The 12042-nt window shown below is 67.3% G+C and carries 11 protein-coding genes and 1 riboswitch; of the genes, 8 read left to right on the top strand and 3 right to left on the bottom strand.

The genetic code is table 11. From position 1 onward, the window contains the following. Position 1 precedes the first annotated feature (1 nt). The 3 genes from EPN51_RS07085 to EPN51_RS07075 all read right to left on the bottom strand — a co-directional run bounded on the left by EPN51_RS07085 (position 2) and on the right by EPN51_RS07075 (position 3900). Positions 2 to 1120: an ABC transporter substrate-binding protein gene (locus EPN51_RS07085; RefSeq protein WP_293039177.1), complete on the bottom strand. Its 1119-nt coding sequence runs from the start codon at positions 1118 to 1120 to the stop codon at positions 2 to 4. Positions 1121 to 1203: 83 nt separating this feature from the next. Beyond that, complete coding sequence (locus tag EPN51_RS07080) at positions 1204 to 2064, bottom strand: CbbQ/NirQ/NorQ/GpvN family protein (protein ID WP_293039174.1); 861 nt, start codon at positions 2062 to 2064, stop codon at positions 1204 to 1206. A gap of 54 nt (positions 2065 to 2118) precedes the next feature. After that, complete coding sequence (locus EPN51_RS07075) at positions 2119 to 3900, bottom strand: VWA domain-containing protein (RefSeq protein ID WP_293039171.1); 1782 nt, start codon at positions 3898 to 3900, stop codon at positions 2119 to 2121. 142 nt (positions 3901 to 4042) lie between these two features. On the opposite strand from EPN51_RS07075, the gene EPN51_RS07070 reads away from it, so the two are divergent. The 8 genes from EPN51_RS07070 to EPN51_RS07035 all read left to right on the top strand — a co-directional run bounded on the left by EPN51_RS07070 (position 4043) and on the right by EPN51_RS07035 (position 11673). Further along, entirely contained in the window at positions 4043 to 5029 is a 987-nt protein-coding gene (locus tag EPN51_RS07070) for an SDR family NAD(P)-dependent oxidoreductase (RefSeq protein WP_293039168.1), read from the top strand. Next, positions 5029 to 5601 carry a nuclear transport factor 2 family protein gene (locus tag EPN51_RS07065; protein WP_293039165.1) on the top strand — a complete coding sequence of 191 codons (573 nt, stop codon included), beginning with the start codon at positions 5029 to 5031 and terminating at the stop codon, positions 5599 to 5601. Before EPN51_RS07070 ends, EPN51_RS07065 begins: the two co-directional genes overlap by 1 nt. Positions 5602 to 5650: 49 nt before the next feature. After that, positions 5651 to 6808: an acyl-CoA dehydrogenase family protein gene (locus EPN51_RS07060; RefSeq protein ID WP_293039162.1), complete on the top strand. Its 1158-nt coding sequence runs from the start codon at positions 5651 to 5653 to the stop codon at positions 6806 to 6808. Then, complete coding sequence (locus EPN51_RS07055) at positions 6805 to 7926, top strand: acyl-CoA dehydrogenase family protein (protein ID WP_293039159.1); 1122 nt, start codon at positions 6805 to 6807, stop codon at positions 7924 to 7926. The genes EPN51_RS07060 and EPN51_RS07055 overlap by 4 nt, the downstream gene beginning before the upstream one ends. Further along, a complete protein-coding gene (locus EPN51_RS07050; RefSeq protein ID WP_293039751.1) occupies positions 7926 to 8573 on the top strand; it encodes a nitroreductase family protein in 648 nt (215 codons plus the stop codon). The genes EPN51_RS07055 and EPN51_RS07050 overlap by 1 nt, the downstream gene beginning before the upstream one ends. Positions 8574 to 8710: 137 nt before the next feature. Beyond that, positions 8711 to 9991 carry a TetR/AcrR family transcriptional regulator gene (locus EPN51_RS07045; protein ID WP_293039156.1) on the top strand — a complete coding sequence of 427 codons (1281 nt, stop codon included), beginning with the start codon at positions 8711 to 8713 and terminating at the stop codon, positions 9989 to 9991. Between the two features lie 96 nt (positions 9992 to 10087). Beyond that, a complete protein-coding gene (locus tag EPN51_RS07040) occupies positions 10088 to 10930 on the top strand; it encodes an SDR family oxidoreductase (RefSeq protein WP_293039154.1) in 843 nt (280 codons plus the stop codon). Positions 10931 to 11019: 89 nt separating this feature from the next. Then, on the top strand, positions 11020 to 11673 hold the full coding sequence (locus tag EPN51_RS07035; RefSeq protein WP_293039152.1) for an SDR family oxidoreductase: 654 nt from the start codon (positions 11020 to 11022) through the stop codon (positions 11671 to 11673). Positions 11674 to 11721: 48 nt separating this feature from the next. After that, positions 11722 to 11945, top strand: a riboswitch (cobalamin riboswitch). Positions 11946 to 12042 lie beyond the last annotated feature (97 nt).

Here is a 12042-nt window from a genome sequence, read left to right as displayed (position 1 = left end):
GTCAGCCTTCCTCGCCGAAGCGGTCAACCAGGTGCGAGTTGACACCGTCGGCGTCGAGCGTGCGGGCCACCAGATAGCCGGCGCCCATCCATGCCCGTCGCGTCCACTTGCCGAACGACACCCGCGTACCCGGCGCGCCGCTGGCCGCGGGCAGCATCTTCACCCGCTCCAGCGCCTCTTTGACCCCGCGCGGGCTGAGCGGGTGTGCGTCGGTGAACGCACGCACGAGCGTGGCGGCGACGTCGCGGTTCACCACGGTCACGCAGAACTCGGGGCGGCTGCCGTTGTATTTCTTCGCGTAGGTGTCGAGGAAGTCCTGGCCGATCCGATTCGCCTCGTCGTACTGGTCGACACCGGTCCAGCCCATGAACGCGTTCCACATGATCGGGTTCACCCATGCGTTCTGCCACGCGGTGGTGGTGAAGCGGGGTGGGTCCCAGCCGATGCTCTCGAGCGCCGGGTTGACGAAGACGATTCCGAATCCGAATCCCAGGTGCACGATCGCCTCGGAGTTCGCCTCATGGAGTGTGCGCACCGCAGCGTTGATGTCCTGAGCCGTCTGGGCGATTGAAACTTCCGCCACGATCCGAATACCCTTGCGCCGACAGGCACTTCGCAGGTTCTTCAGGTAGCTCTCACCAATGAGGCTCTGCTCGACCAGGACGCCGATCCCGGTGAGTCCGCGTTTGGCGATGAGGTCGGCCAGGAAGATGGGTTCATCGGTCATGGACCCCTGCGGGAAGGAGAAGGTCCACTCGCCGAGCCAGTCGTCGGTGCCGGTCACGCTGATCGCGGGCACCTTGAACCGTTCCTCGATCGCTTCCCGCAACGGCACGCAGTTATCGGTGATGTTCGGACCGAAGACCACCAGGCAGCCCTCGTCGACCAGTTCGCCATACGCATCGATCACCGCCTTGACCGAACCCTTGGGCAGGCCCTCCACCTCGCGGTAGATCATCTGCACCTGGCGGTCCATCAGGCCCTGGGTGACCGCCTCCTCGAAGATGAGGTCGAAAGTCTGGGTGAAGGAGGCGAACAGATCCTCGGGAAACCCCGGTGGCAGCTTGAAGTCCATCAGATAGCCGACCTTGATCGGCTCTGCGCTGCTCTCGTAGGACATCTGACCTCCCCGGTGACACACCCGCGCGCACCGATCATAAAACCTAATATTTGTTCAGACCCTAGCGGGGGCGGTATGCAGCGTCAATCATCGGGTCCGTCAGGCCCGCACAGATAAATCTCGATCATCTCGCCGAGGGCCTTGCCCACCGCCACGTCGTCGGTGAGCGGCCCCGCGATCGCGGCCCGGGCCGCCTCTCGCATGCTCAGGCCCTCGGCGACCAGCCTGCCCGCCGCGATCAGCACGCGCGTCGACGCGACCTCGCGCAGCCCGCCCGTCTCCAGCCGGCGAATGGCCTGACCGAAACGGACCAGCTCGGCCGCGGTGGCACCGTCGACACCCGCTTCGTGCGCGACGATCCCCTCTTCGATATCGGCTGCGGGGAAACCGAATTCGATCGCGACCATGCGCTGGCGTGTCGAATCCTTGAGGTCCTTGAGCACACTTTGATATCCGGGGTTATACGACACGACCAGCCCGAATCCGGGGGCGGCGTCCAGCGTGACGCCAAGTCGCTCGATGGGCAGCTGTCGCCGGTGGTCGCCCAGCGGATGCAGCACCACGGTGGTGTCCTGCCGGGCTTCGACCACTTCGTCGAGGTAGCAGATCGCTCCCTCGCGCACCGCCCGGGTCAGCGGGCCGTCCACCCACACCGTCTCGTCGCCGCGCAGCAGATACCGCCCGACCAGGTCCGCGGTGGTGAGATCGTCATGACAGGCGACGGTGATCAGCGGCCGGCCCAGGTCATGGGCCATCGCCTCGACGAATCGGGTCTTGCCGCAACCCGTCGGGCCCTTCAGGACCAGCGACAGGCCCTGGCGGTACGCCGCCTTGAAAACGGCCTCTTCGTTGCCGACCGCTTGGTAGTAGGGCCGTACCGCGCCCCTTCCGTCCGTATCGGACGGAAGGCCCTTGACGTATGCGAGCCCGGACTCGTTGGCCATAGCTTCCCTTCAGATCGCCCGGCGATTGGAGCCTAGCCGGAACAGATGTTTGTTTCAAGTACCCCGACGAGTGGGGTCGACAGTCGTGTGCGCCAACTGTGTTCTGGGACTTGCCTTCCGGGACACACTGCGGCGAACCTCCGCGGAACGCAGCGCGGACCGAAACAGCGGTCCGATCACACCGGCCAGCTGATCGGGGCGCGCGATCGTCGCGTGCGCGGTGCTGCCGAACACTCTGCGCAGCGATTGCACGTCGGTTCCCGCGCCGATCGTCAGGCACACACAGCCCGTCCCCCGGCGGCGTGCCTCGGTCAGCGCGCGGCGCGCGTCCGCGGCGCCGTAAGCCCGTTCGTACCCGTGGTCGTAGGCAAGCCCGTCGGAGAGCACCACCAACAGCCGCCGCGATGTACCGCCCCGCGCCTCCAAGGTCGCCGAGCCATGGCGGATGGCCGCACCGAGGCGTGAATACGCGCCGGGTTCCAGGCTGTTGAGGCGCCGGATGACCTGGGCGTTCAGGTGATCGTCGAAGCGCTTCACGGGCACCATGCTCACCGCGCGCCGGCCCTGCGAGTAGTAGGCGTAGAGCGCGACCCGGTCGCCCAGGTCGTGCAGCGCCACGGTGAGATTGGAGACCGCCGCGCGCTGTTGTTCGTGCACCGTCCGCCCGAGCGTCCCGGGCTCGCCCGCCGACCCCGACACATCGAGAAGGAGCAGCACCGACAGGTCGCGCCGGCGCCGCAGGCTGTCGAGGTACACCGCCTCGTCGGGCACCGACCCGGCCCGCACTTCGACTCGGGCTTCGACGGCCGCGTCGATGTCGATGTCGTCGCCCTGCGCCTGTCGGTGACGACGGTGCAGACCCATGCCGAGTCGCGACAGTGGCCGGCGCACACCGATGGCGTCGTCGATCGCCTGGGTGGCCGACCGCCGGATCGTCGGCTCGACCTCGCGCACGGTGCACCATGCGGGCCGGTAGCTCTTGCGTGCCACATCCCATTCCGGATACCGCACGCCGTCCGCGGCGGCCTGCCCGCCGTGGTCCCTGTCGTCCCCGTCGTCGCCACCGGAGGTCGACGCCAGCGAGGCGACGGCGTAGGCACCGCGCTTGGCGGAGTTGGTGCGGTGGGTCGGGCTGTCCGCGCCGGGCGGGCCGCCGCCGCTCCCGGTCTTCCGTGCCGAGGAAAGCAGCTTTTTCAACCACTTTCCGATGAACCCGCCGCCCCCCACCGGGCTGGTGAACAAGTCCGGGTCGTCGGAGTCGTCGACCTCGCCGTCGTCGAGCTCCTCCAGTTCCTGTGTGGGCTTCTGGTTGCCCGGGTTTCGCGGAATATGCTGGGGTTCGGCCTGATTCCGTGGTGCGCACACCCGGGCGGCCGCGGCCAGCACCTTCGCCGCGCGGATCACCCCGAACTCCGGTGCCGGATCGTCGATCGCTTCCCGGCCGGAGGCGATGCGCAACGACGCCGCGGGTGAGTCACTGCGACCGGCGATGTCGCGATCACCGACCGACGCCAGGATGCCCGGCAGCAGGTCGGCGTTGCTCACCAACGCGCGGTGCCCCTCGATGGCCAGATAGCGTCTGGCCAGCCGCGGGTGGCGCACCAGGGGACGCACCACGTCGGGATCCAGGCTGCCGGCCGCGATCATCGAGGCCAGCACCGCAACCGACTCGAACCGGGCGCGGCCTCGCGCGCCGGCATCGACGTAAATCGTCTGGCCGTCCGTCCACGCGGGTTCGCCCGGTTGCAGTTCGGCGACCGCCACCGGCCGACCCGCCAGCGCCGAGGCGAGCATGCCGAGCCCCTGCACCCGGTCGCCACGAGCGTCGTCTGCCACGCCCGACCTCCGAACCCGTCGTTGACCAAATATCTGTTCCACCGTAAAGTCCGGCGTGAGCGCAGTCAATCGCATCGGCGCGTCCGTTGTATAGGGGCCGCCGTCAACGACGGGTAGGACACGAGTTAGTCGGGAGTACTTCATGATTGAGTTCACCGGCCAGGTGGCGGTGGTCACCGGTGCCGGTCGCGGACTCGGTCGGCTGTACGCGCTGGACCTCGCCCGCCGCGGCGCCGCGGTGGTGGTCAACGACCTCGGCGGCGGAATGCGCGGCCTTCCAGACGAAGCTGCCGACGCGGGCGTGGCCGATCGGGTGGTCGAGGAGATCAGGAGGGCCGGTGGCACCGCGATCGCGTCATACGACTCGGTGGACAGTCCCGCCGGCGGCCGGGCGATCGTCGACGCCGCCGTGCACGCCTTCGGGCGCCTGGACGCGGTGATCAGCAATGCCGGCATTTTCGGCAGCGCGCCCTTCGAGGACATCTCGCACGACGACTGGACGCGAATGCTGCGCGTGCATCTCGACGGCGGCTTTCATCTGTCGCAGCCCGCCTACCGCGTGATGAAGGACAACGGGGGCGGCCGATTCGTGTTCATCTCGTCGTCCGCCGGGATCTTCGGTCAGCCGATGGAGGCCCACTACGCCGCGGCCAAGGCCGGCCTGGTCGGGTTGACCAACGTGATCGCGATCGAAGGTGAAGCGCACGGGATACTCGCCAATTCCGTTATGCCGACCGGCTTCTCGCGCATGGTCACCGAGACCGTCGGCGACGAGAAATTCCTCGCCGAATCCGGGTTCATGCAGGCCATCAGGCCCGAACTCGTCGTGCCGCTGGTGACCTTTCTCGCCAGCGGCGCCTGCACGTTCACGCACCGCAACTATTCGGCCTCGGCCGGGCGCTATGCGCGGGTGTTCGTCGGCCTCACCGAGGGATGGCTCGCCGACGCCCGGGATCGGCCCACCGCGGAGGACATCGAGGCACATCTCGAGGAGATGTCGGCGGAGAGGTTTTTCGTGCCGGCATCGATCGTCGACGAGGTGCTGGACGTGTGCGAGCGGCGCGGTGTCAGCCCGATGCCGGGTGGCACCGAGATCGAATTTCCGCAACCCCAACGCAACGGGAGCTGATGGTGGACGACGAATTGGCCGGCCAGGTCCGGCGGCTGGCCGATCGCGCGGATATCCACGACTGCATGCAGCGCTACGCGCGTGGAATCGACCGGCAGGATCGCGCGCTGCTGCGATCCGCCTACCATGCCGGCGCCATCGACGACCACGTCGGATTCGTCGGCGAGGTAGACGATTTCATCGACTGGGCGCTCGCCTATCACGGTAGCCAGACGCGATACCAGCACTATCTGCTGAACTACACCGCGGACATCGACGGCGACGAAGCCCACGCCGAAACCTATTACCTGTTCGTCGGGACCGACCGCGAACCGGCGAACCACATGACGATCTCCGGTGGTCGCTATGTCGACCGGTTGGAGCGGCGCGACGGACGTTGGGCGATCGTCGATCGCGTCTGCCTGGTGGAGTTCATCAACGAATCGCAATCGCTGCTCACCGAGGAAGCCATCGCCACGGTCCCGGGGACACGCACGCCCCGCCACGATGCGACGGACGCCTCTTACGATCGGCCGCTCGGGGCGTCCCGCGTGGCCGCGGGCGTCATTGACCAAGTATCTACTCGAACGTAGAGTCCGGCTTGGCGGCAAGGGGACGCGAGACGCAAAAAGATAAGGCAACGTGGACTTTTCATATCCGGCGGAAGTGGAACGGTTCCGCATCGAACTGCGCGACTGGTTGTCCGGGAACCTGACCGGCGAGCTGGTGGCCGCCCGCCGGTCCACCGGGCGCGACGACACCGCGTTCGAGATGCTGCGCGGGTGGGATGCGACGATGGCCGACGCGGGGTGGGCCTGCGTGGCGTGGCCGCGCGAATACGGCGGCCGCGGCGCGACCGTGCTCGAGCAACTCGTTTACACCGAGGAGACCACCCGTGCCCGAGTCCCGGTGCCGCTCAATGTTATTGGGTTGAACAACATCGCACCGGCCCTGATGCAATACGGCACCGAGTCCCAGAAGCTCACCCTGCTCCCCCGCATGATGCGGGCCGACGACATCTGGTGCCAGGGAATGTCGGAACCCGAAGCGGGCTCCGATCTCGCGGCGCTGCGTACCCGCGCCGTGCGTGACGGTGACGACTTCGTGGTCAACGGCCAAAAGATCTGGACGTCGCTGGGGCATCGGGCCGACTGGTGCCAGCTCTACGTGCGCACCGATCCCGACGCCCCCAAGCACAAGGGGATCTCCTGCCTGATCGTCGACATGACACTCCCCGGTATCGAGGCGCGTCCACTGGTCACGCTCAACGGCGACGCCGATTTCGCCGAGGTGTTCTTTCGCGACGTGCGGGTGCCGGTAGACGCGTTACTCGGGCCGCTCGATGCGGGCTGGCAGGTGGCCACCACCACGCTCAGCCACGAGCGCGCCGGAGCCGCCAGGTTGTACGCGGAGATGCAGGTGCGGCTCGAAGAACTGGTGGACGATCTCGCCACGGCCGACACCGGCGCCCTGGACGACCCGGTGACGCTGCGGCGTCTCGGCGAAATCGCGGTCCGCATCAAGTATCTCGAAGTCCTGTGTCAGCGGTCGATCTCGGCCACGATGCATGGCGGGCCGGAAATCGTAGCGTTGGGGTCGGCCAGCCTCGCGAAAACGGTGTGGGGTGAGATCGGGCAGGATCTCGCCGCCCTGGCCTTTGACGTGCTCGGCGCCCGCGGCCAAGGCGCGCCGTGGGCGAACTACCGACTGACGTCGCGCGCGCTGACCATCGCGGGCGGCACCAGTCAGATCAACAAGAACATCACCGCGCAACGGGTACTGGGGCTGCCGCGGAAATGAACCTCGAACTCACCGACGAGCAGGCGGCGCTGCGCGACACCACCCGGCGTTTTCTCTCCGAAAAGGCATCGATCTCCGATCACGTTCGCCCACTGCTCGACGACCCGACCGGAACCGACCAAGCCGTGTGGCACGGGCTCGTCGGCCTGGGCACGACCGGTCTGCTGGTGCCCGAGGACTGCGGCGGCTCCGGCATGACGATGGTCGAGGCCGGAATCGTCGCCGAGGAGCTGGGCGCCGCGCTGCATCCGGGACCGTGGTTGTCGACCGCGGTGGCCGCCCCGCGGGCGCTGAACCGGTTGGGCGCCAACGACACCGCAGCTGAACTGTTGCGCGGGATCGCCGACGGCACCACGATCGTCGCCGTCTGCTTCCTGGATCTGGACAGCGCTTCCGTCGTCGCGAGCCGGCAGGGTGACGGCATGGTGCTGCGCGGCGAGGTCGCCGCGGTGCCCGACGCCGCGGCCGCCGACGTCCTACTCGCGGTCGCCGAGGATGCGCACGGCACCGGGCTTTTCGCGGTGCGGACCGGCTCGCCCGGGGTTTCGGTCGCACCCGAGCCCGGCATCGACCCCACCCGCAAGCAGTTCCGGATCACGTTCGACACGGCGCCCGCACAACGACTGGCCGCGGTCTCCAAGGCAGACCTGGCCGCGGTGATCGACGACGTGCTGATCGCGGCCGCCGCCGATGCGCTCGGCGCCGCGCGCGCCGTCATGGACCTCGCGGTCGAATACGCAAAAACCCGAAGGCAATTCGGTCAGCCGATCGGCTCGTTCCAGGCGGTGCAGCATCTGTGCGTGGACATGTATGAGGCCGTCGAGCTGGCCCGCAGCGGGGTGCTGCACGCCCTGTGGGCCGGCGACGCATTCCCGGCCACCGACGGCCAATCTGGCGGCGAGCGGCATCTTGCCGCGCTGCGGGCGAAGGCGTTCGCCGGGCGTCTGGCCGCCGTGGCCGACACCGCCATCCAGGTCTTCGGCGGGATCGGCTACACCTGGGAGCACGACGCTCACCTTTATCTCAAGCGCTTGCTGGGCTGGAGCGCGTTTCTCGGCGGGCCCGACCATTACCTCACCGAACTCGGTGTGCGCCTTGCGAAGAGAGGCCGTCAATGATGGACATCGAGTATTTGCTCACCGCGACCCCGTCGGCACGCAAGTCGCTGGACCTGGACGCGCCCGTCAACGTCGCTGACATCCGCGAGTGCCTGCGGATCGGCCTGCAGGCCGCGAACGGGTCGAACGCCCAGTCGTGGCGCTGGCTGGTGGTCGCCGATCCGGCACTGCGCGCCAAGATCGCCGAGCTGTATCGCGAGGCCTATCTGCGGCGGGTCGGTGGGCAGCTGCTTGCCGACCTCATCCCGGCGGGAACACCCGAGAGCCGGGTGATGTCATCGACGGAGTGGTTGGTCGAGAATATGGCGAAGGTGCCGTTACTGGTAATCCCTTGCTATGAGCCCTACTTGCCGCGCATCGACGGCGACGAATCATTCCACCTGGCCACGCTGTACGGTTCGATCTTCCCGCCGGTGTGGAATTTTCAGCTGGCCTTGCACACCCGGGGATACGGGACCTGCATCACGACCCTGCACCTGCATCACGAAGAAGAAATCCGAAAACTGCTCGGAATCCCGCAAACCTACGTTCAGGGTTGCCTGCTGCCGGTGGCCCGCCTCCGCGCGGGCCGCACCTTCCGGCCCGCCCCACGGCGGCCGATCGATGAGGTGGTCGCGTGTGACCGCTGGGATGGCCCGGCGCTCTAGAATGGGGTTTCACCGCTTTGTGCAGCGCGTTCATCGGGCCCGGTCTGATAGCCTCTAACAAAGATTTGGTTCGGCACGAAAGGACGAATGCGTATGTTCGCCAAGCCGCAGTCGTCCGGATTCGCACACCGCTGATCATGGCGAAAGCCGAGTCATTGCGGGCCAGCGGCACCACCGATTCCCCGACGCGCCGGGCCGAGATCCTGGCGACCGCGGCGTCGCTCATCGCGTCCTCGGGATTGCGGACGTCGCTACAAGAAATCGCCGATGCCGCAGGCATTCTTCCCGGCAGCTTGTATCACCATTTCGAGTCCAAAGAGGCGATCCTCGTCGAGCTGATCCGGCGCTATCAAGACGATCTGGAGCGTATCGGTCGGTCCGCCCAGGCCAGGTTGGACAAACCAGACCCCCGTCCCGTCGCCGAACAGATCATCGAGCTGGGATCGGCGATCGCCAATTGCGCCGTCGAACATCGCGCCGCCTTGCAGATGTCGTTCTACGAGGGGCCCAGCACGGATCCGGAGCTGATCAAGCTGACGCAGCAGCGGCCGGTGGCGATTCAGGAGGCGATGCTGCAGACGCTGCGCGCCGGCCGGTGGAGCGGCTATATCAAGCCCGACATCGATCTGCCCACGTTGGCCGACCGCATCTGCCAAACCATGCTGCAGGTCGGCCTGGATGTCATGCGCCACAAATCCGCCACCGACCAGGTTGCCGGGCTGCTCTGCCGAATCATTCTGCACGGGTTGGCAACTCGGCCGCCGACCGACTCGGCGCTGGACCGGTCGAGGGCCTTCGCCGCCGCCGACGACGTCATCGCCACCTGGTCCGACGACAGCGACGCCGACCCCAGCGACAAGGCGGCACTGGTGCGCGCGGTGGCACGAACGGAATTCGGCCGCAGAGGTTATGAAGTCACCACCATCAGGGACATCGCGTCTGCGGCCGGCCTTGGCACCGGAACGGTCTATCGGGTGATCGGATCCAAGGACGAGCTGCTCGCAGCGATCATGGAATCCTTCGGCAGGAAGGTGGAGGCGGGCTGGGTCAACGTCCTGCGCTCGGATGCCACCGCTATCGAAAAGCTGGACGCGCTGAGCTGGGTCAACGTCAATGCGCTCGACCGGTTTTCCGACGAGTTCAGGATCCAGCTCGCCTGGATGCGCCAATCGCCCCCGGACACCCCCAACCCGGGCTGGCTGTACGCCACCCGGCTGCGGCAAATGAAAACGCTTCTTTCCGAGGGGATCCGGGCGGGGGAAATCGGCGTCGACGCGCCCTCCACCGCGATGTTGTCGCGCTGCGTGGTCGGCCTGCAGTGGATACCCGAGAACATCCTCGCGGACGTCGGTAAGCGCGCGGGTTTGGTGCACGCGCGGGACACGGTGCTGCGCGGCGTCGCGGTCCGCGGCAAGTAGACCTCAATTAACCGCCCCGGTATTGAACCAAATAACTGTTACCCATACAGTTGAGCAGTTAGAACCGCGTTGGCATTATCCGAGAAGGGGATTTCCATGACCATTGTCGATCGGTTGCGCTACGACGGCAAGCGCGCTCTTGTTGTCGGCGGCGCGACTGGCATGGGCGCCGCCGCGGCCAAGTCAGCGGCCGAACTCGGCGCCGAAGTCATCGTGATGGACTACGCGCCGGTGGACTACAAGGTCGCCCAGTCCGTCCAGGTGGACCTGCGCGACCCCGCGTCCATCGATTCCGCCCTCGAGCAGGTCCGCGGCCCCATCCACGCGGTATTCTCGGCCGCCGGCGTCGCCGACGGAACGATCGACCTGATGAAGATCAACTTCATCGGCCACCGCCACTTGATCGACCGCCTGCTGGAGAAGGACCAACTGCCCAACGGATCGGCCATCTGCTTCATCTCCTCGGTCGCCGGCATGGGCTGGGAGAACGACCTGGACCTGATGCTGGAATTACTGGCCACGCCGGACTTCGCGGCGGCCGAGGCATGGTGCCAGGCGCACGAGGCCGAAGGGATCAACCACTACGGCACCAGCAAGAAGGTGATCAATACCTACGTGGCGACCCAGGGCTACCCGCTGGCGAAGAAGGGCATTCGCATCAACGCGATCTGCCCCGGCCCGACCGACACCCCGCTGGCCCAGGCCAACGCCGATCTGTGGCTGTCCTTCGCCCAGGACTACCGCGACGAGACCGGCTCCAAGGTGCACACACCCGAGCAGATGGGCGACGTGATGGCCTTCCTCAACAGCGAGGCTGCCTGCGGCGTCAGCGGGATCACCCTGCTCGTGGACTCGGGCCACACCATGGCCTCGATGACCGGCGCCTACGCGCCGGGCAAGCCCATCATCGACATCATCATGGGCAAGGTGAAGCTCTAAGCCATGTGCCGCGAGACTGCAACTGCCAACGGCACTACTCGGCGTTTGCGTCGGTAGTTGCAGTCTCGCGGTGAAGTACCTTCGGAGGCATGGCACGCATCGTCGTGATCGGCGGCCACGGCAAGGTCGCCCTGCAGCTGGCCCGCATCCTGACCGAACGCGGCGACGAGGTGAGCTCGGTCTTCCGCAATCCGGATCACTCCGACGACGTCGCCGCCACCGGCGCCAAACCGCTGGCGGCCGACATCGAGCGGCTCGACACCGACGCGCTGGCCGGCGTGCTGGCCGGGCATGACGCGGTCGTCTTCTCCGCCGGGGCCGGCGGCGGCAACCCGGCGCGGACCTGTGCCGTCGACCGCGACGCGGCGATCCGGGTGATCGATGCCGCCGCGCAGGCGGGCGTCAAGCGGTTCGTGATGGTGTCGTACTTCGGCGCCGGCCCCGATCATGGTGTGCCGCAAGATGATCCATTCTTCGCCTATGCGGAGGCCAAGGCGGCCGCGGACGCCCACCTGCGCGCCAGCGGTCTGGACTGGACGGTGCTGGGGCCGGGCCGGCTCACCCTCGAGCCGGCGACCGGGCGGATCGCGGTCAGGCCGGCGCAAGGCGCCGAAAATGGCTCAGTGTCGCGCGCCGACGTCGCGCTCGTCGTGGCGGCCGCACTGGCGGACGACGCCACCATCGGCCGCACCATCGAGTTCAACAACGGTGACACCCCCATCGCCCAGGCACTGGCTCGCTGACCCCGGCCACCAGCGGGGTAGGCTGCGCTACGCAGCTGGTCTGCCGTCGCCGCACGACGTGGCGCCGGCATCGAGCGAGACATGTTAGCCATGCTTCGCGAGAGGGAACCCCGGTGAGAGTCCGGGACTGTCCCGCAGCGGTGTGCAGGAACGACCGCCGTCACGAGCACTGGTCTTACAAGGTTTCAAAGACTGGGAAGCGACGGCCATTAGGAGCACCACCCGGTGCGTGCCTGCGAGTCCGAAGACCTGCCGGCTGTGCCGGACGCGCCGCGTTCGGCGGGCTCATCGCCTCGTGGAATGGGCGTTCGACCGCAACCGTTGAGGTTTGTGTGCCGGTGGTACACCCGCCGAGATGGTTCGGCTTCG

The sequence above is a fragment of the Mycobacterium sp. genome (assembly GCF_004298145.1).
Lineage (GTDB): Bacteria > Actinomycetota > Actinomycetes > Mycobacteriales > Mycobacteriaceae > Mycobacterium.
Note: the sequence above shows the minus strand (reverse complement) of the source record. Positions and strands in the feature narration are given on the sequence as shown.